The sequence below is a fragment of the Caulobacter sp. UC70_42 genome, assembly GCF_044056025.1.
GTDB lineage: Bacteria > Pseudomonadota > Alphaproteobacteria > Caulobacterales > Caulobacteraceae > Caulobacter.
Window position 1 is genome coordinate 3,834,926 of sequence record NZ_CP171994.1, and the last position, 18,895, is coordinate 3,853,820.

Annotated in this window: 14 protein-coding genes and 4 pseudogenes; all 18 read left to right on the forward strand. The window is 66.2% G+C overall.

Features of this window, described 5'->3' with window-relative positions:
• Nucleotides 1–6 precede the first annotated feature (6 nt).
• The 18 genes and pseudogenes from nuoG (at nucleotide 7) to ACHMW8_RS19145 (ending at nucleotide 18,852) form a co-directional block, all read left to right on the forward strand.
• On the forward strand, nucleotides 7–2,067 hold the full coding sequence (gene nuoG, locus ACHMW8_RS19060) for an NADH-quinone oxidoreductase subunit NuoG (RefSeq protein WP_395443430.1): 2,061 nt from the start codon (nucleotides 7–9) through the stop codon (nucleotides 2,065–2,067).
• Entirely contained in the window at nucleotides 2,068–3,129 is a 1,062-nt protein-coding gene (gene nuoH, locus ACHMW8_RS19065) for an NADH-quinone oxidoreductase subunit NuoH (protein ID WP_395446012.1), read from the forward strand.
• Entirely contained in the window at nucleotides 3,129–3,368 is a 240-nt protein-coding gene (locus ACHMW8_RS19070; RefSeq protein WP_125158558.1) for a hypothetical protein, read from the forward strand. The genes nuoH and ACHMW8_RS19070 overlap by 1 nt, the downstream gene beginning before the upstream one ends.
• Before the next feature lie 72 nt (nucleotides 3,369–3,440).
• Complete coding sequence (nuoI, locus tag ACHMW8_RS19075; RefSeq protein ID WP_125158557.1) at nucleotides 3,441–3,932, forward strand: NADH-quinone oxidoreductase subunit NuoI; 492 nt, start codon at nucleotides 3,441–3,443, stop codon at nucleotides 3,930–3,932.
• Between the two features lie 82 nt (nucleotides 3,933–4,014).
• Nucleotides 4,015–4,632: an NADH-quinone oxidoreductase subunit J gene (locus tag ACHMW8_RS19080; RefSeq protein WP_125158556.1), complete on the forward strand. Its 618-nt coding sequence runs from the start codon at nucleotides 4,015–4,017 to the stop codon at nucleotides 4,630–4,632.
• Nucleotides 4,629–4,935 (forward strand): annotated as a pseudogene (gene nuoK, locus ACHMW8_RS19085) (NADH-quinone oxidoreductase subunit NuoK). Before ACHMW8_RS19080 ends, nuoK begins: the two are co-directional and overlap by 4 nt.
• Nucleotides 4,936–4,943: 8 nt before the next feature.
• Nucleotides 4,944–7,013 carry an NADH-quinone oxidoreductase subunit L gene (nuoL, locus tag ACHMW8_RS19090; protein WP_395443431.1) on the forward strand — a complete coding sequence of 690 codons (2,070 nt, stop codon included), beginning with the start codon at nucleotides 4,944–4,946 and terminating at the stop codon, nucleotides 7,011–7,013.
• Nucleotides 7,010–8,512 carry an NADH-quinone oxidoreductase subunit M gene (locus ACHMW8_RS19095; protein WP_395443432.1) on the forward strand — a complete coding sequence of 501 codons (1,503 nt, stop codon included), beginning with the start codon at nucleotides 7,010–7,012 and terminating at the stop codon, nucleotides 8,510–8,512. The genes nuoL and ACHMW8_RS19095 overlap by 4 nt, the downstream gene beginning before the upstream one ends.
• A gap of 7 nt (nucleotides 8,513–8,519) precedes the next feature.
• The gene (gene nuoN / locus ACHMW8_RS19100) at nucleotides 8,520–9,965 is read left to right on the forward strand and encodes an NADH-quinone oxidoreductase subunit NuoN (RefSeq protein ID WP_395443433.1); all 1,446 of its coding nucleotides are present in this window, start codon (nucleotides 8,520–8,522) and stop codon (nucleotides 9,963–9,965) included.
• 1 nt (nucleotide 9,966) lies between these two features.
• Nucleotides 9,967–10,723: pseudogene (locus tag ACHMW8_RS19105) on the forward strand (biotin--[acetyl-CoA-carboxylase] ligase).
• Nucleotides 10,720–11,504, forward strand: a pseudogene (locus ACHMW8_RS19110) (type III pantothenate kinase). The pseudogenes ACHMW8_RS19105 and ACHMW8_RS19110 overlap by 4 nt, the downstream one beginning before the upstream one ends.
• Nucleotides 11,504–13,184: pseudogene (locus ACHMW8_RS19115) on the forward strand (ribonuclease J). The pseudogenes ACHMW8_RS19110 and ACHMW8_RS19115 overlap by 1 nt, the downstream one beginning before the upstream one ends.
• Nucleotides 13,181–14,425 (forward strand): radical SAM/SPASM domain-containing protein, encoded by a 1,245-nt coding sequence (locus ACHMW8_RS19120; protein WP_395443434.1) that lies wholly within the window; start codon nucleotides 13,181–13,183, stop codon nucleotides 14,423–14,425. Before ACHMW8_RS19115 ends, ACHMW8_RS19120 begins: the two are co-directional and overlap by 4 nt.
• Nucleotides 14,426–14,435: 10 nt before the next feature.
• On the forward strand, nucleotides 14,436–14,852 hold the full coding sequence (gene mce, locus ACHMW8_RS19125; protein WP_125158549.1) for a methylmalonyl-CoA epimerase: 417 nt from the start codon (nucleotides 14,436–14,438) through the stop codon (nucleotides 14,850–14,852).
• Between the two features lies 1 nt (nucleotide 14,853).
• Nucleotides 14,854–15,114: a DUF1467 family protein gene (locus ACHMW8_RS19130; RefSeq protein WP_125158548.1), complete on the forward strand. Its 261-nt coding sequence runs from the start codon at nucleotides 14,854–14,856 to the stop codon at nucleotides 15,112–15,114.
• A 450-nt stretch (nucleotides 15,115–15,564) separates the two neighbouring features.
• Nucleotides 15,565–16,893: a proline--tRNA ligase gene (gene proS, locus ACHMW8_RS19135; protein WP_395443435.1), complete on the forward strand. Its 1,329-nt coding sequence runs from the start codon at nucleotides 15,565–15,567 to the stop codon at nucleotides 16,891–16,893.
• Complete coding sequence (locus ACHMW8_RS19140) at nucleotides 16,893–18,173, forward strand: lipoprotein-releasing ABC transporter permease subunit (protein ID WP_395443436.1); 1,281 nt, start codon at nucleotides 16,893–16,895, stop codon at nucleotides 18,171–18,173. Before proS ends, ACHMW8_RS19140 begins: the two co-directional genes overlap by 1 nt.
• Entirely contained in the window at nucleotides 18,166–18,852 is a 687-nt protein-coding gene (locus ACHMW8_RS19145; protein ID WP_125158545.1) for an ABC transporter ATP-binding protein, read from the forward strand. Before ACHMW8_RS19140 ends, ACHMW8_RS19145 begins: the two co-directional genes overlap by 8 nt.
• Nucleotides 18,853–18,895: the final 43 nt, after the last annotated feature.

An 18,895-nucleotide genomic window follows, 5' to 3' on the forward strand; every position in this document is an offset into this window, starting at 1 on the left:
CGAATTATGGCTATCGCCAAGGTCAACGGCGTCGAGGTCGAGTTCGAGCCCGGCATGACGGTTCTGCAGGTCGCGGAACTGGCCGGGGAAGAAATCCCGCGCTTCTGCTATCACGAGCGCCTGTCCATCGCCGGCAACTGCCGCATGTGCCTGGTCGAGGTGAAGCCCGGCCCGCCGAAGCCTCAGGCCTCGTGCGCCCTGCCGGCCGCCGAGGGCCAGGAGATCTTCACCAAGACCCCGATGGTCAAGAAGGCCCGCGAAGGGGTGATGGAGTTCCTGCTCATCAACCATCCGCTGGACTGCCCGATCTGCGACCAGGGCGGCGAGTGCGACCTGCAGGACCAGGCCGTCGGCTACGGCCGCGACGACAGCCGCTATGACGAGAACAAGCGCGCGGTCGAAGAAAAGGCCATGGGCCCGCTCATCAAGACCGTGATGACGCGCTGCATTCAGTGCACGCGCTGCGTCCGCTTCATCACCGAAGTCGCCGGCTCGCCGGAGATCGGCCTGATCTCGCGCGGCGAAGACGTTGAAATCACGACCTATCTGGGCGCTGCGGTGACCTCGGAGCTCAGCGCCAACGTCATCGACCTGTGCCCGGTCGGCGCCCTGACCTCCAAGCCCTACGCCTTCGAAGCCCGTCCGTGGGAACTGAAGAAGACCGAGAGCATCGACGTCATGGACGCGCTCGGCTCGTGGATCCGCGTCGACGCCCGCGGCTCGGCCGTGCTTCGCGTGCTGCCGCGCAACAACGACGACGTCAACGAAGAGTGGATTTCGGACAAGACCCGCTACGCTGTCGACGGCCTGGGCCGTCAGCGCCTGGACCGTCCGTACGTCCGCGTCGGCGGCAGCCTGAAGCCGGCCACCTGGGCCGAAGCCTTCGCCGCCATCGCCGCCAAGATCAAGACGACCGCGCCCGAGCGCATCGGCGTCATCGCCGGCGACCTGCAGGACGCCGAAAGCCTGAAGGCCACCAAGGACCTCTTCACGGCCCTGGGCGTGAAGAACCTCGACAGCCGCCAGGACGGCGCCGCCCTGGGCGCTGGCCCGCGCGAGAGCTGGCTGTTCAACTCGACCATCGCCGGCATCGAGAACGCCGATGTCGTGCTGTTCGTCGGGGCCAATCCGCGGATCGAGGCCCCGGTCCTGAACGCCCGCTTCCGCAAGCAGTGGGTCGCAGGCAAGACCCGTTTCGGCGTCATCGGCGAGCAAGCCGACCTGACGTTCGACTACGACTACCTCGGCGCCGGCGCCAAGACCCTGGCCGGCCTGTCCAAGAGCAAGAGCGACTTCGTCGCCGCCCTGAAGGCCGCCGAACGTCCGGCGATCATCATCGGCCAGGGCGCTCTGGCCCGCGCCGACGGCGCGGCCATCCTCAAGGCCGCCGCCGGCCTCGCCAAGACCGTCAAGGTCGTGCGCGAGGGCTGGAACGGCTGGAACGTCCTGCACACCGCCGCCGCGCGCGTGGCCGGCCTCGACATGGGCTTCGTTCCGGCCGAGGGCGGCCTGTCGACGGCCGACATGCTGAAGCCGGGCGCCTTGGACGTGCTCTTCCTGCTGGGCGCCGACGAGTGCGAGACCGCCGCCTCGGACGCCTTCAAGATCTATCTCGGCACGCACGGCGACAACGGGGCCCACAAGGCCGACGTGATCCTGCCGGGCGCGGCCTACACCGAGAAGAACGGCCTCTACGTGAACCTGGAAGGCCGGGTCCAGATGGGCCGTCGCGCGGTGTTCCCGAAGGGCGAGGCCAAGGAAGACTGGTCGATCCTGCGCGCCCTGTCGGAAGTGCTGGGGCACAAGCTCCCCTATGACAGCCTGGACCAGCTGCGCGCCAGGCTGTTCGCCGACCACCCGACCTTCGGCCAGATCGACTACGCGCCGGGCTCGGTCGCCGTGTCGTTCGATGTCGGCGCGCTCGGCGCTGACGGCGAGGTCTCGGACGCGCCGTTCGAGAGCCCGATCAAGGCTTTCCACCTGACCAACCCCGTCGCGCGCGCCAGCGTGACCATGGCCGAATGCGCGGCCGTGGCGTCCGGCGCCGCCAAGATCGCCGCGGAGTAAATCGTGGGCTCGACTTCTCCGCTTCTCTGGTTTGGCCTGACGACCGGCGGCATCCTGCTGGTCGTGATCTGGGTCCTGCTGAGCCTGGCCTTCCTGCTGCTGGCCGACCGCAAGATCTGGGCCGGCGTGCAGATGCGCAAGGGCCCCGATGTGGTGGGCCCGTTCGGCCTGCTGCAGTCCTTCGCCGACTTCTTCAAGTTCGTGCTGAAGGAGATCGTGATCCCGGCCGGCGCCGACAAGATCATCTTCATCCTGGCGCCGCTGATCAGCCTGGTCCTGGGCTTCGTCGGCTGGGCCGTGGTGCCGTTCGCGCCGGGCTGGGTCGTCTCCAACCTCAATGTCGGCATTCTCTACCTGCTGGCGATGAGCTCGCTGGGCGTCTACGGCATCATCATGGGCGGCTGGGCTTCGAATTCGAAGTATCCGTTCCTGGGCGCGCTGCGTTCGGCGGCGCAGATGGTGTCGTATGAAGTCTCGATCGGCCTGATCATCATCACGGTGATCCTGCTGGCCGGTTCGATGAACCTGTCGACCATCGTCGAGAAGCAGTCGGGCTGGTTCTGGAACTGGAACGTCTTTGGCGGCGGCCTGAAGAACATCGTCCTCGTGCCGATCATGGTCGTCTCGATGGGCATGTTCTACATTTCGGCCCTGGCCGAGACGAACCGTCCGCCGTTCGACCTGCCGGAAGCCGAATCCGAACTCGTCGCCGGTTACCAAGTCGAGTACAGCTCGACGCCGTACCTGCTGTTCATGGTGGCCGAGTATTCGAACATCGTCCTGATGTGCGCCATGATCAGCGTGCTGTTCTTCGGCGGCTGGAATCCCGGCTTCCCGACCGACTTCCTGAAGGGCTGGGGCTGGTGGGGCAATCTGTTCCTGGCCTTGGTGTTCTACGCCAAGATCTGTTTCTGGTTCTTCATGATCGCCATGGCGAAGGCCATCGTGCCGCGCTACCGCTACGACCAGCTGATGCGCCTGGGTTGGAAGGTGTTCCTGCCGACCTCGCTGGTGCTGGTGGCCGCGGTCGCCGCCTGGCGCGTGTTCGGTCCGGGGGTCTGATGCGTCGCGCCGCGCTTCTTGCTGTAGGCCTTTCCGGTCTGACCCTGACGGCCTGTGCGGGCGTCGCGGCGACGGATCGGTCCTATTCGCTGGGCGACGGGGTGGTCAGCTATGACGACCTCCGCCGCGAAGGCGACAAATGCAAGGCCTCGGGCGGCGTTATCCAGGCCAAGCAGGACGGGGGCGACCCCGCTCAGCTGTCGAACTACACCTGCGTGATCCCGCGCGGGGCGAAATAGGGGCGTCACGCCCAAAGTCGAGACGGGGAGGGGCCAACGCGCCTCCTCGGTATAGGTTTTAGGAGAGCTCTGGTGTTCCAGCGCATCACTCAAGCGGCTAAGGGCGCGGCCCTTCTGGACTTCGCCGGCGCGTTCGGCCTGGCCATGAAGTACATGCTCGCGCCGAAGAAGACGGTGATCTACCCGAACGAGCGTGGCCCGCAGTCGCCGCGCTTCCGGGGCGAGCACGCCCTGCGTCGGTACCCGTCAGGCGAGGAGCGCTGCATCGCGTGCAAGCTCTGCGAAGCCATCTGCCCAGCTCAGGCGATCACCATCGAGGCCGAACCGCGCGAGGACGGCAGCCGCCGCACGACCCGCTACGACATCGACATGGTCAAGTGCATCTACTGCGGCCTGTGCCAGGAGGCCTGCCCGGTGGACGCCATCGTGGAAGGCCCGAACATCGAGTTCGCGACCGAGACCCGCGAGGAACTCTACTACGACAAGGAACGGCTTCTCGATAATGGCGACCGCTGGGAGCGCCTGATCGCGAAGAATTTGGAGTTGGACGCGCCCTACCGCTAAAGACGGGCGCGAATCCGAAGCAGGCGTTGCGCCGCAAGGCGTCGCGTCATCGAACGTAAGATTTCAGGGGAGCCCTGGGCCAATGCCCTTGCAGGCGATCGCTTTCTATCTGCTGGCTTTCGTGACCATCGCGGCGGGTCTTCTCGTCGTGTCGGCGCGAAATCCCGTGCACTCGGTGCTCTTCCTGATCACCGCCTTCTTCTCGGCCGCCGGCCTCTTCGTCCTGCTGGGCGCGGAGTTCCTGGCGATGCTGCTGGTCGTTGTCTATGTCGGCGCGGTCGCGGTGCTGTTCCTGTTCGTCGTCATGATGCTGGACGTGGACTTCGCCGAGCTCCGGCAGGGTTTCGTGCAGTACCTGCCGTTCGGCGGGGCGATCGCCTTGGTCATCGCCACCGAGATGGTGATGGTCGTGGCCGCGGTCGCCACCAACGGCGCGGCCTCGCGGAACGCTCTGCCGAACGCCTCGCCGGGCGGGGTGCCCAACACCGAGGCGATCGGTCGGGTGCTCTATACCGACTACGTCTTCTTCTTCCAGCTGGCCGGCCTGGTGCTCTTGGTCGCCATGATCGGCGCCATCGTCCTGACCCTGCGCCACAAGCCGGGCGTCAAGCGCCAGGACATCGGCAAGCAAGTCGCCCGTACGCCGAAGACCGGCATGGAACTGGTCCAGATCAAGCCGGGTGAGGGGATCTCCGAATGATCGGCCTGTCGCACTATCTCGTCGTCGCCGCGATCCTGTTCACGATCGGCGTGTTCGGCATCTTCGTGAACCGCAAGAACGTCATCGTCATCCTGATGTCGATCGAACTGATCCTGCTCGCGGTGAACATCAATCTCGTGGCGTTCTCGTCCTTCCTGCACGATGTGGCGGGGCAGATCTTCGCCATGTTCGTGCTGACCGTCGCCGCCGCCGAGGCGGCCGTGGGTCTGGCGATCCTCGTCACCTTCTTCCGAAAACCGCGGCGACATCGCGGTTGACGACGCCAGCATGATGAAGGGCTAAGCGACGTCATGCAGACGCTTGTCACCATTCTCGTTTTCGCGCCGATCATCGCCGCGGCCATCGCCGGCCTGTTCGGCCGCCGCATCGGCGACGTGGCCTCGCAGTCGGTCACCACCGGCGCGCTGATCCTGTCCTGCGCGCTGTCCTGGTACACGTTCAGCCAGTGGACCTGGGGGCACATGGAGGCCTTCACCGTCCACCTGCTGCCGTTCATTCACATCGGCGACTTCCAGGCCGACTGGTCGATCCGCATCGACGCCCTGTCGGCGACCATGCTGATCGTGGTCACGACGGTCTCGGCCCTCGTACACATCTATTCCTGGGGCTACATGGCCGAGGACGACAGCAAGCCGCGCTTCTTCGCGTACCTGTCGCTGTTCACCTTCGCCATGCTGTCGCTGGTCACCGCGGCCGACTTCATGCAGCTGTTCTTCGGCTGGGAAGGCGTGGGCCTGGCCTCGTACCTGCTGATCGGCTTCTGGTTCAAGAAACCCTCGGCCAGCGCCGCGGCCATCAAGGCGTTCGTGGTCAACCGGGTCGGCGACTTCGGCTTCGCCCTCGGGATCATGACCACCTTCTGGGCGTTCGGCACCATCCAGTTCGCCGAGCTGTTCCCGATGATCGCCAGCCACGCCGGCAAGACCTGGGAATTCGCCGGCCACACGTGGCCGCTGATGGATATCGCCTGCTTCCTGCTGTTCATCGGCGCGATGGGCAAGTCGGCGCAGTTCTTCCTGCACACCTGGCTGCCGGACGCCATGGAGGGCCCGACCCCGGTCTCGGCCCTGATCCACGCGGCGACCATGGTGACCGCCGGCGTCTACATGCTGTGCCTGCTGTCGCCGATGTTCGAATACGCGCCCGTCGCCAAGAACATCGTCACGGTGATCGGCGCGGTGACGGCCCTGTTCGCCGCCACGGTCGGTCTGACCCAGAACGACATCAAGCGCGTCATCGCCTACTCGACCTGTTCGCAGCTGGGCTACATGTTCTTCGCGGCCGGCGTCGGCGCCTATCAGGCGGCGATGTTCCACCTGTTCACCCACGCCTTCTTCAAGGCGCTGCTGTTCCTGGGCGCCGGCTCGGTGATCCACGGTATGCACCACGAGCAGGACATGCGCCGTTACGGCGCCCTGGCCAAGCTGCTGCCGGTGACCTTCATCGCCATGACGATCGGCACGATCGCCATCACGGGTCTCGGCTTCCCGCCGCTGCACCTGGGCTTCGCCGGCTTCTACTCGAAGGACACCATCATCGAGGCGGCGTTCGCCGCGGGCGGCCAGAACGGCATCGCCATGTTCGCTTGGGTGATCGGCGTGCTCGTCGCGGGCCTGACCTCGTTCTACTCGTGGCGCCTGGCCTTCTTCACCTTCAACGGCAAGGCGCGCTGGGGTCATGACGACCATCACGCCCACGGTGACGCCCACGCCGCCCATGGTCACGACGCCCATGCGCACGGGGTGCACGATGACCACGCGCATGACGATCACGGCCACGGTCACGACCACAAGCCGCACGAAAGCCCGTGGGTAATGCTGTTCCCGCTGGTGGTGCTGTCGCTGGGCGCGATCTTCGCCGGCTTCGTGTTCACCGACTACTTCGTCGGTCACCACCAGGAAGAGTTCTGGCGCGGCGCGATCTACAACGCCCCGACCAACCATGTCCTCCACCAGGCGCACGAAGTGGCCGAGTGGGTGAAGTGGAGCCCGCTGATCGCCTCGATCGTCGGCCTGCTGGTCGCGGTTTACGTCTACCTCATCAAGGGCAACGAGCGGTTGGGTCTGAAGCTGGCCGAGCGCAAGGGCCCACTTTACGTCTTCTTCTACAACAAGTGGTTCTTCGACGAACTCTACGACGCCACCTTCGTGCGCTTCGCCAAGTTCCTCGGCGACCTGTTCTGGAAGGGCGGCGACCAGAAGATCATCGACGGCCTCGGCCCGGACGGCGTCAGCAGACTCTCCTATGAGGTGGGCAGGCGCACCGGCAAGCTGCAGACCGGCTATCTCTATCACTACGCGTTTGTCATGCTGCTCGGCGTCGCCGGCCTGCTGACCTTCGCCCTGTACGCCTTCCGTTGAGGGGGACGGAGCTCATGAGCGGCCTTCTCAGCCTTACGACCTTCGCGCCGATCATCGGTGTCGCGGTGATCCTCGCCGCGCGCGCCTTCAGCGGCGCGAGCGAAAAGACCGACACCCTGGCCAAGTGGATCGCGCTCGTGACCACGCTGGTCACGTTTGGCCTGTCGATCGTCCTGACCCTGCAGTTCGACCCGAAGAACCCGGGCTTCCAGTTCGTGGAAGACTTCGCGTGGTTCGCGGGCCTCCACTATCGCATGGGTGTCGACGGCATCTCGGTGCTGTTCGTCCTCTTGACCGCGTTCCTGCTGCCGATCTGCATTATCGCCAGCTGGAAGTCGGTCGAGAAGCGTGTCGTCGAATATCTGATCGCCTTCCTGGTCCTGGAGACCCTGGTGATCGGCGTGTTCTGCGCGCTCGACCTGATCCTGTTTTATCTCTACTTCGAATTCAGCCTGGTCCCGATGTTCCTGATCATCGGCATCTGGGGCGGCAAGCGTCGGATCTACGCGGCCTACAAGTTCTTCCTCTACACGCTGCTGGGTTCGATCCTGATGCTGGCCGCCATCCTGGCCATGATCAATATCGCCGGCACCTCGTCGATCCCGGCGCTGATGACGTTCAAGTTCGCCCCGTGGCTGCAGACTTGGCTGTGGCTGGCCTTCTTCGCCTCGTTTGCGGTGAAGATGCCGATGTGGCCGGTTCACACCTGGCTGCCCGACGCCCACGTGGAAGCCCCGACGGCCGGTTCGGTCATCCTGGCCGGCATCCTGCTGAAGCTCGGCGGCTACGGCTTCATGCGCTTCAGCCTGCCGATGTTCCCCAACGCCTCGGAGATGTTCCAGCCGCTGGTGTTCGCGATGTCGGCCATCGCCATCGTCTACACCTCGCTGGTCGCCTTCCGTCAGACCGACATCAAGAAGCTGATCGCCTATTCGTCGATCGCCCACATGGGCTTCGTGACCATGGGCATCTTCTCGGGCAATGCGGCGGGCGAGCAGGGGGCCCTGTTCCAGATGCTGAGCCACGGGGTGATCTCCGGCGCGCTCTTCCTCTGCGTCGGCGTCGTCTACGACCGCATGCACACCCGCGAGATCGCCTTCTACGGCGGCCTGACCAACCGGATGCCGCACTACGCTTTCGTGTTCCTGCTGTTCACCATGGGCAATGTCGGCCTGCCGGGCACCTCGGGCTTCGTCGGTGAAATCCTGACCATGACCGGCGTCTACAAGGCCTCGACCTGGACGGCGATCGTGGCGGCCACTGGCGTGATCCTGTCGGCCATGTACGCGCTGACCCTGTACCGCCGGGTGATGTACGGCGAGATCACCAATCCCGAGCTGAAGTCCATCACCGATCTGGACGCGCGCGAGATCGTGCTGTTCGTGCCTCTGATCGCGATGACCCTTCTGCTGGGCGTCTATCCCAATCTCGTGTTCAACCTGACCGCGACGTCCGTCGACGCGCTCGTCGGCGCCTGGCGCGCCGCCGTGGGCGGGTGAGGAGCCTATGACCTTTTCCGCCCACTTCACGCTCGTCCTGCCTGAGATCGTTCTCGCGATCGCGGCGCTCGTCCTGCTGGTCGCCGGCGCCTTCCGGGGCAAGGTCGGGGCCATTTTCACCCTGGCCGCCGTCGCGGCGCTGATCGCGGCCGCCGCCACGGCGGTGCTGGGTCCGCATGGTCGCGCCTTCGGCGGCGTCTACGCGGCCGACGCCGCGGCGACCTACGCCAAGGTGGCCATCTATCTCTCCAGCGCCATCGCCGTGGTGCTGGGCGACCGCTGGCTGGCCCAGCGCGGCGACCAGAAGTTCGAATACGCCGTCCTGGTGATCCTGGCCGCCCTCGGCATGGGCGTCACGGCCTCGGCCGGCGACCTGATCAGCCTCTATGTCGGCGTCGAGCTGCAGTCCCTGGCCCTGTACGTGCTGGCCGCCATGCGCCGCGACGACGCCAAGTCGTCGGAAGCGGGCCTGAAGTACTTCGTGCTGGGCGCGCTGTCGTCGGGCCTGCTGCTGTACGGCAGCTCGCTGATCTACGGCTTCACCGGCTCGACCCACTTCAGCCAGATCGCCCTGGCCGCCGCCCACGGCGGCGCGCACGGCACGGGCCTGCTGTTCGGCCTGGTGTTCCTGATCTGCGGCCTGGCCTTCAAGGTCTCGGCGGCGCCGTTCCACATGTGGACCCCTGACGTCTATGAAGGCGCCCCGACCCCGGTCGTCGGCTTCTTCGCCGCCGCGCCGAAGCTGGCCGCCATGATGATGTTCGCCCGCGTGCTGGGCGACGCCTTCCCGGCCGCCGGCGACCAATGGCGCCAGATCCTGGTGATCGCGGCCCTGCTGTCGATCTTCGTCGGCGCCTTCGCGGGTCTGGCCCAGACCAATCTGAAGCGCCTGTGGGCCTATTCCTCGATCGCCAATGTCGGCTACGCCCTGCTGGGCGTCGCGGCGGGCGGCGAGGTCGGCCTGCATGCGATGCTGGTCTTCATGGTGCTCTACATGGTCGACGTCACCGGCTTCTTCGCCTGCTTGCAGGCGCTGAACCGCGGCGGCAAGCCGATGGAGACGATCGAGGAGATGGCCGGTCTCATCAAGGAACGTCCGGGCGTCGCCCTGGCCATGACGGCGTTCTCGCTGTCGGCCCTGGGTCTGCCGCCCTTCTCGGGCTTCTGGTCAAAGTACTATGTGTTCAAGGCCGCCCTGGGCGCGGGCGACGTGGTCCTGCAATGGGCCGCCGTGCTGGGCCTGGTCGGTTCGGTCGTCGCGGCTTTCTATTATCTGCGCCTGATCAAATCGATGTGGTTCGACGCACCGGCCGGCTCGGTCGACGCGCCGTCGCCTTCGGCTCAAGCCGTCGGCATCGCGGCCGCGCTCTTCTCGTTCCCGATCGTGCTCGTGGCCCTGGTCTGGCTGGATCCCGCCGCCAAGGCCGCCGCGGCGGCCTTTGGTCACGCGTGACGTGACGGGCGTTTCGCCCGTCGTCGTCCCACCCATCGTCGTTCTCGACGAGATTGACTCCACCAACGCCGAAGCCCGTCGCCGGGCCGAGGCGGGTGAGGTCGGCCCGGTGTGGCTGGTCGGCCTCCGCCAGACCGCCGGCCGTGGGCGTCGCGGTCGGGCCTGGGAAACGGGCGAGGGCAACCTCGCCGCCACCCTGCTGCTGCGCACTGACAAGCCGCCCGCCGAGGCCGCCCAAGTCTCGTTCGTCGCCGCCCTGGCCGTGGCCGATATGCTGGCCTGCTATGTGCCCGCCTCGCTGGTCAGCCTGAAATGGCCCAACGACCCGCTGCTGGGCGGGCTGAAAGTCAGCGGCATCCTGATCGAGTTCCGGCGCCTCGCCCCAGGGCGGGCTGTGGCTGGCCGTCGGCGTCGGGGTTAACCTCGCCCGCAAGCCGATCGACAGCGAGCGTCCCGCCACCTCGATCGCCACCCATCGTGACGTATCGCCGCCGGGCGCCGCCGAGGCCGCCCAGGCCCTGGCCGAAGCTTTCGAGCGCTGGTTCCGTATCTGGACCTCGCTGGGCTTTCCGGCGATCGCCGACGCCTGGACGGCCCGCGCCCACGGCCTGGGCGAGCCTTGCCTCGCGCGCTTGGGAACCGAGACGGTCGAAGGGATCGCCGAGGGGCTGGACGGCGACGGGGCTCTACGGCTTCGTCTGGATGACGGCAGGATCCGCCGGATCACCGCCGGCGATGTGTTCTTCGGAGGCGCGTGATGCTTCTCGCCATTGAACAGGGCAACACCAACACCATGTTCGCCATTCACGACGGCGCGTCGTGGTTGGCTCAGTGGCGCGCGGCGACCGAGAGCACCCGCACCGCCGACGAGTACGTGGTCTGGCTCTCGCAGCTGCTGTCGATGCAGGGCATCGGCTTCCGGGCCATCGACGCGGTGATCATCTCCAGCGTCGTGCCCCAGTCGATCTTCAACCTGCGCAACCTGTCCCGGCGCTATCTCAACGTCGAGCCGCTGGTGATCGGTGAGAATGCCCGGCTGGGCATCGATGTCCGCATCGAGAAGCCCTCCGAGGCCGGCGCCGACCGTCTGGTCAACGCCATCGGCGCGCACATGGTCTATCCGGGCCCGTTGATCGTGATCGACAGCGGTACGGCCACCACCTTCGACATCGTGGCCGCCGACGGCGCGTTCGAGGGCGGATCATCTCGCCGGGCATCAATCTTTCGACGCAGGCCTTGCACGAGGCGGCGGCCAAGCTGCCCCGGATCGCCATTCAGCGGCCGGCCGGTAACAGGATCGTGGGCACCGATACGGTGTCGGCCATGCAATCGGGCGTCTTCTGGGGGTATATCTCTCTGATCGAAGGGCTCGTCTCGCGCATCAAGGGCGAGCGCGGCGAGCCCATGACCGTTATCGCCACCGGCGGCGTCGCTTCGTTGTTCGAGGGCGCCACCGACAGCATCGACCACTTCGACCCCGACCTGACGATACGGGGTCTTCTCGAAATCTATCGTCGAAACACCATTTCCGAGACCTGATGAAAAAATCCAAGAGCGACGAGCTCGTCTTCCTGCCGCTAGGCGGGTCGAACGAGATCGGCATGAACTTCAACCTGTACGGCTTCGGCCCGGCGCACGATCGCAAGTGGATCGTCGTCGACCTGGGCGTGACCTTCGGCGACCAGACGACGCCTGGCGTCGAGATCATCCTGCCCGATCCGTCCTATATCGAGCCCTATGCCAAGGACATCATCGGCATCGTCCTGACCCACGCCCACGAAGACCACCTGGGCGCGGTGCACTGGCTGTGGCCGCGCCTGAAGGCGCCGGTCTACGCCACGCCGTTCACCGCCTTCCTGCTGCGCGAGAAGCTGCGGGACGCGGGCATCCTGGATGACGTGCCGATCACCGAGGTGCCGCTGGGCGGCCGCTTCAAGCTGGGTCCGTTTGACCTTGAGCTGATCACCCTGACGCACTCGATCCCCGAGCCGAACGGCCTGGCGATCAAGACGCCGCTGGGCACGATCCTGCACACTGGCGACTGGAAGATCGATCCCGAACCCCAGTTGGGCGCGCCGACCGATGACGCCGCCCTGCGCCGCCTGGGCGACGAAGGCGTGTTGGCCATGGTCTGCGACAGCACCAACGTCTTCGTCGAGGGCGAGGCGGGGTCGGAAGCGGGTGTCCGTGTGGCGCTGGGCAACCTGATCAAGAGTTCTGTCTGGCAAGATCGCCGTGGCTTGCTTCGCCTCGAACGTGGCGCGCATGGACACCGTGATCCGCGCCGCCCAGGCCTGCGGCCGCAAGGTCAGCCTGGCCGGCCGGTCGATGCACCGCATGGCCGCCGCCGCCCGCTCGGTGGGTCTGCTGCAGGGCCTCGAGCCCTTCATCAACGACGACCAAGCCAAGCACCTGCCCGAGAGCGAGGTGCTGTTCCTCTGCACGGGCAGCCAAGGCGAGGCCCGCGCGGCGCTGTCGCGCATCGCCGACGGCAGCCACCCGCACGTCAAGCTGGGGCAGGGCGACCACGTGATCTTCTCGTCGCGGGTCATCCCGGGCAACGAGATCCCGATCCGCAACCTGCAGAACAAGCTGGCCGACCGCGGCGTGCGTCTGCACACCGAGCGCGACACGCCCGGCATCCACGTCTCGGGTCACCCGTGCCGCGAAGAGCTGCGCCAGATGTATGCGTGGGTGCGTCCCACGATCGCGGTGCCGACCCACGGCGAGCGCCGTCACCTGATCGAGCATGCCGCCTTCGCCAAGGACCTTCAGGTTCCGCACGCCATCTCGCCGCGCAACGGCGACATGGTGCGCCTGGCGCCTGGCCATCCGGAGATCATCGACGAGGTGCCGGCCGGGCGCCTCTATGTCGACGGCGGCGTCGTCACGCCCGAGAACGGCGACGCCCTGCGCGAGCGGCGTCACGCGGCGTTCAACGGCATGCTGGCCGTGTCGATCGTGCTGGACGGCCGCAACAAGATCGTCTCGGGCCCGCAGGTCCGCGGCATCGGCCTGACCGGCGACGAGGAGTACAGCCTCGACGACGCGCTGGACGATCTCGCCGAGGAAGCCGAGACCGCCTACAAGAAGCTGACGGGCGACACCCGCGAGCTGGACGAAGCGATCGAAAGCGCCATCTCCCGCGCCGTGAAGAAGGCCGCGTTCCGCATCTGGGAGCGCAAGCCGGTCGTGGAAACCACGGTTCTGCGCCTGTGATTTTCCGTCGTAGCCGTTCCGCCGAGCCCCAGACGTCGGCCTCGCCGACCTCGGGCGCCGGCGAAAACGGCTACGCGGGCCAGATCGTCCGCCACCTTTATCGGGAGCTGCTCAAGCGCGAGCCGGATCCCGACGCCCTGGCCGCTTGCGTGGCCTGGATGGAGCGTGGCGCGACGATCGAGGACATCAAGGCCGAGATCGTCGGTTCGCCGGAATATCGCGAGCGGGTCTCGGGGCATCCGATCGCCAAGTTCCCGGCCATCTACCGCCCGGAGCGGATCTCGTACTTCACCCATCGCGGCCGTTTCCGCCCGTTGGCGATCAGCATCGAGACGGTCAATATCTGCAACAACGACTGCGTTATCTGCCCGTACTCGATCCAGACCCGCAAGAAGCAGGGCATGGAGATGGCGGTGTTCGCCAAGGTCGTGGCCGATTACGCGGCCCTGGGGGGCGGTCCCGTCACCCTGACGCCGATGGTCGGCGAGGTGCTGCTGGACAAGCAGCTTCTGGACCGCCTGGAGCTGCTGCGCGCCACGCCGGCGATCAGTCGCGTCTCGGCGATCACCAACGCCACCATGGCCTATCTCTATACGGACGAAGAACTGGCCGAGCTGGCCGGCTATTTCGACCGGATCACCGTGTCGGTCTACGGCCTGGACGCCGAAGAGTTCGCGCTGATGACGCGCAAGGACCAGTACGACCAGTTCATGGACTCGCTGGGCCGGCTGATCCGCATCTTCGGCGTCGCCAAGGTGGGGCTTGGGGCGCGGCATCTGCGCGAGCGAACGGCCGACGAGATCGACGCCTGGCTGGCCGATGTCGCCCAGCGCGCCGGCGTCGAACCGGGCCAGCTGTCGCTGCCGGGCACGCGGACCTACGCCAACTGGACGGTGTTCGACACGTCCAAGCCGTTGCCGCTGGACGCCGAGTGGATGCCGCCGCAGCGTAACACCGAGCAGTGCGCCCTGCCGCTGATCAGCCTGCAGGTGCTCTCGAGCGGCAAGGTGTCGTTCTGCGGCTGCGCCGACTTCGATGGCAAGACCGCCCTGATGCTGGGCGATATTCGCGAGGCCAGCTTGGCCGAACTGCTGGGCTCCGAGAGGGTCAAGGCCCTCTGGGACTGGCAGGGCTGCGGTGTCCCCGAGCCCTGCAAGGGCTGCAGCTTCTATATGCCCATCAGCCAATTGAACGATCTGCACTCGGCTTTCAGCGATCCGATTGGTACCTTCGGCGGCTAGGAGAATGACCATGATCGGAAAGCTGAATCACGTCGGCGTCGCGACGCCCTCGATCGACGACTCGGTGAAGATGTACCGCGACCTCCTGGGCGCGACCTCGGTGACCGAGAAGTGGGCGATGCCGGAGCAGGGGGTCTGGGTCTGCTTCGTCAACCTGCCCAACAGCCAGATCGAACTGATCGAGCCCTATGGCGAGAACTCGCCGATCCATGGCTTCCTGGCCAAGAATCCCAAGGGCGGCCAACACCACATCTGCTTCGAGGTCGAGAACATCTACGACGCGCGCGACGATCTGGTGGCCAAGGGCGCGACCGTGCTGGGCGAGCCCCGCATCGGCGCCCACGGCACGCTGATCATCTTCGTCCACCCCAAGGACATGGGCGGCCTGCTGGTCGAACTCATGGAAAGCCCGAAGGACGCTCACTGATATGAGCCCGATCACCTGGTTCGCGATCTACCTGACCATCTGGTGGACCGTGCTGTTCGCCGTTCTGCCGCTGGGCTCGCGCAGCTACCACGAGGCTGGCGTCAAGCCGCCGGGCGGCGGCGATCCGGGCGCGCCGATCAATCCGAACCTGAAGCGCAAGTTCATCACCACGACCTGGGTCTCGGCCGTCATCTTCGTGCTGTTCTTCCTCACCATTCACTTCAACCTGATCACCTTGCCGGACCTGCCCGACTGGAAGTAGGGCCGAGGCTGACGTGCGAATGCACAAGCCTTGGGCGTGAGGTGAGCAATCTGCCCTCGAACGCCCAAGCCTTGGGCGAACGCTCTCATTGTGAGCGCTTCCGTCGCATGGTCGTGCCCCAACAGATGTTTGGTTGGTAAGGTGACTTCAGGAGATCGGCCTTGCCGGTCTCGCTCTGTGGCGTCTTCCCCGACGATGACTTGAAAGGCCGCGCGGCGATCCGCGCGGCCTCTCTTTTATTCGCCTGCGGAGCCTTACTTTAGCCCGAAGCGCGACAGCAGAAAGTGGATGCCGGTTTCTGCGGTTGTCGCGCGTCGATTTCTTGGAGGGACGAGCCCACCAGCCCAGTTCAGATCAAAGATCTGAACTGGGCGGGCTCTACCGCGTTGCCAAGCTGTCGGACGAGAGGCTATCTCAGGCCTCCTTGAATTCCCCGGAGTTTCCACGCGCATGCGCTTGTCGCGCTATTTCCTGCCGGTGCTGAAGGAAGCACCGTCCGACGCCCAGATCGTCTCGCACCAGCTGATGCTTCGCGCTGGCATGATCCGCCAGGAAGCGGCGGGCATCTATGCCTGGCTGCCACTGGGCTTGCGCGTGCTGAAGAAGATCGAGCAGATCGTCCGCGAGGAAATGGATCGCGCCGGCGCCATCGAGTTGCTGATGCCGACGCTTCAGCTGGCGGACCTGTGGCGCGAGTCGGGCCGCTATGACGCCTATGGTCCGGAGATGCTGCGCATCACCGACCGCCACGAGCGCGAGCTGCTGTACGGACCCACCAACGAGGAAATGATCACCGAGATCTTCCGCGGCTCGGTGCGCAGCTACCGTGACCTGCCCAAGAACCTCTACCATGTGCAGTGGAAGTTCCGCGACGAGACCCGCCCGCGCTTCGGCGTGATGCGTGGCCGCGAGTTCCTGATGAAGGACGCCTACAGCTTCGACCTCGACGCCGAGGGCGCGCGCAAGGCCTACAACCGCATGTTCGTGGCCTACCTGAACCTGTTTGGGCGCATGGGCCTGAAGGCGGTGCCGATGCGCGCTGACACCGGCCCGATCGGCGGCGACCTCAGCCACGAGTTCATCGTCCTTGCCGAAACTGGCGAAAGCGCCGTCTTCTGCCACAAGGATCTGGTCGAGATGCCGGCCCCCGGTCCGGACGTCGACTGGTATGGCGACCTGCAGCCGCTAGTGAACAAGCGCACGGCGCTCTATGCCGCGACCGAGGAAATCCACGACGAGGCCGCCTTCAACGCGCTGCCCGAGGGTGACCGCCTGTCGGCGCGCGGCATCGAAGTCGGTCACATCTTCTCGTTCGGGACCAAGTATTCCGAGCCGATGAAGGCCATGGTCACCGGTCCGGACGGCAAGGACGTGCCCGTGCAGATGGGCAGCTATGGCGTCGGCGTCTCGCGCCTGCTGGGCGCGATCATCGAGGCCAGCCACGACGAGGCCGGCATCATCTGGCCGGAAAGCGTCGCGCCGTTCCACGTCGGCATCGTCAACATGCGCCAGGGCGACGCGGCCTGCGACGCGGCCTGCGAGACGGCCTATGCCGCGCTCAAAGCGGCCGGCAAGGACGTGCTCTACGACGACACCGACGCCCGCGGCGGCGCAAAGTTCGCCACGATGGATCTCATCGGCCTGCCGTGGCAGCTGGTCGTCGGTCCCAAGGGCATCGCCGAGGGCGTGGTCGAGATCAAGAATCGCAAGACCGGCGAGCGCCATACCGCCTCGCTGGACTCGGTCCTCGAAGGCCTGACCAAGAGCAAGACCGCCTGATGCCAGACGTCCGCGCCGCCGGTCCCTTCAGCCGCTGGGAGCGCTCCGTCGCTCGCCGGTATCTGTTCGCCAAGCGCAAGAACGGCGGCGTGGCGCTGATCGCGGTCATTTCGTTCTGCGCGGTGATGCTGGCGGTCTTCGCCCTCATCACCGTGATGAGCGTGATGAACGGCTTCCGGGCTGAGCTGCTGGGCCGCATCGTCGGCTTCAACGGCCATCTCTACGCCCAGTCGCCTTTGATCAACGGACCGGACCGCGACACCATCATCCGCCGTATCAAGGCGGCTCCAGGCGTCATCCAGGCCGCGCCGATGGTCGAGGCCCAGGCCATGGTCATTGGCCCGACCCAGGTGACCGGCGCCATCGTGCGCGGTGTCACCCCCAACGACCTGCGCCACATGTCGCTGATCTCCAGCAACATCAAGAAGGGCTCGCTGGAAGGCTTCGGTGAGGGGGAGTATGGGGGCGACATCGTCCTGATCGGCGACCGGATGGCCCAGACCCTGGGCGTGCAGCCTGGCGATCCGATCACCCTGATCTCGCCCTCGGGGCCGGCCACGGCGTTCGGCACCTCGACCCGCGAGAAGAACTACATCGTCGGCGGCCTGTTCAGCGTCGGCATGAGCCAGTTCGACGAAGCCTTCATCTATATGCCGCTGGAGCAGGCCCAGCTGTTCTTCGGTCGTGACACATCCGTGGACTATGTCGAGATCAAGGTCGACGACCCCGACAAGGCTAAGGAATACAAGCACGATGTCGAGGTCGCCTCCGGCCCCGGCGCGCTGGTGACCGACTGGCAGGACAAGAACCACAGCTACTTCACCGCCCTCCAGGTCGAGCGGAAGGTGATGCGGCTGATCCTGTTCTGCATCGTCGCCATCGCCACCCTGAACATCATCTCCAGCCTCGTCATGCTGGTGAAGAACAAGGGCAAGGACATCGCCATCCTGCGCACCATGGGCGCCAGCCAGGGCGCGGTGCTGCGCATCTTCGTCATGGCGGGCGCCTCGATCGGCGTGGCCGGCACCCTGTGCGGCCTGGCGCTCGGCGTGGTGTTCTGCGCCTATATCACCCCGATCCAGACCTTCGTGGAGTGGGTCACGGGCACGGCCGTGTTCAGCGCCGACGTCTACATGCTCTCGCATATTCCCGCGAAGATCGACTGGACCGAGGTCGGCGGCATCGTCGCGCTCTCGGCCCTGATGAGCATCCTGGCGACCCTGCCGCCGGCCATGCGCGCCTCGCGTCTCGATCCGGTGGAGGCGCTTCGCTATGAGTAATCCGATCCTGGCCCTGCGCGGGGTCGAGCGCGTCTACAAGACCGAAGCTGGGGCGCTGCCCGTGCTGCGCGGCGTCGACATCGACGTCTATCCGGGGGAGGTCGTCGGCCTGATCGGCCCCTCGGGCTCGGGCAAATCGTCGCTGCTGCACTCCGCGGGCCTGCTGGAGCACCCCGACGCCGGGCTCGTGGCCCTCGAGGGGCGCGACTGCTCCAAGCTTTCCGAGCGCGCCCGAACCCGCATCCGCCTCGGCACGGTCGGCTTCGTCTATCAGTTCCACCACCTGTTGCCCGAGTTCTCGGCGCTCGAGAACGTGGCCATGCCGCTGAACATCGCCGGCAAGAGCCGTCGCGAGGCCGAGGCGCGGGCCAAGGAGCTGCTGGAAGGCCTGGGCCTGGGTCACCGCATGACCCACCAGCCGGCCCAGATGTCTGGCGGCGAACAGCAGCGCGTGGCCATCGCCCGCGCCCTGGCCAACCGTCCCAAGCTGCTGCTGGCCGACGAGCCCACCGGGAATCTCGACCCGGCCACGTCTGCGGCGGTGTTCCAGGCCCTGTACCAGACCTGCCGCGAGCAGGGCGTGGCGGCCCTGATCGCCACGCACAACATGGAGCTGGCCCGCTACATGGACCGCGTGCTGGCCCTCAAGGACGGCCACCTGGAAGCCCGCACCTTCTGATCGGGCGGGATCCGAGTAAGGTTCGCTTCATCGCCGCGAACAA

Bases quoted from the DNA above. Each gene is read 5' to 3' on its own strand.
- nuoG (WP_395443430.1), top strand. From the start codon at position 7: ATGGCTATCGCCAAGGTCAACGGCGTCGAGGTCGAGTTCGAGCCCGGC.
- ACHMW8_RS19070 (WP_125158558.1), top strand. From the start codon at position 3,129: ATGCGTCGCGCCGCGCTTCTTGCTGTAGGCCTTTCCGGTCTGACCCTG.
- ACHMW8_RS19080 (WP_125158556.1), top strand. From the start codon at position 4,015: ATGCCCTTGCAGGCGATCGCTTTCTATCTGCTGGCTTTCGTGACCATC.
- nuoL (WP_395443431.1), top strand. From the start codon at position 4,944: ATGCAGACGCTTGTCACCATTCTCGTTTTCGCGCCGATCATCGCCGCG.
- nuoN (WP_395443433.1), top strand. From the start codon at position 8,520: ATGACCTTTTCCGCCCACTTCACGCTCGTCCTGCCTGAGATCGTTCTC.
- mce (WP_125158549.1), top strand. From the start codon at position 14,436: ATGATCGGAAAGCTGAATCACGTCGGCGTCGCGACGCCCTCGATCGAC.
- ACHMW8_RS19130 (WP_125158548.1), top strand. From the start codon at position 14,854: ATGAGCCCGATCACCTGGTTCGCGATCTACCTGACCATCTGGTGGACC.
- proS (WP_395443435.1), top strand. From the start codon at position 15,565: ATGCGCTTGTCGCGCTATTTCCTGCCGGTGCTGAAGGAAGCACCGTCC.
- ACHMW8_RS19140 (WP_395443436.1), top strand. From the start codon at position 16,893: ATGCCAGACGTCCGCGCCGCCGGTCCCTTCAGCCGCTGGGAGCGCTCC.
- ACHMW8_RS19145 (WP_125158545.1), top strand. From the start codon at position 18,166: ATGAGTAATCCGATCCTGGCCCTGCGCGGGGTCGAGCGCGTCTACAAG.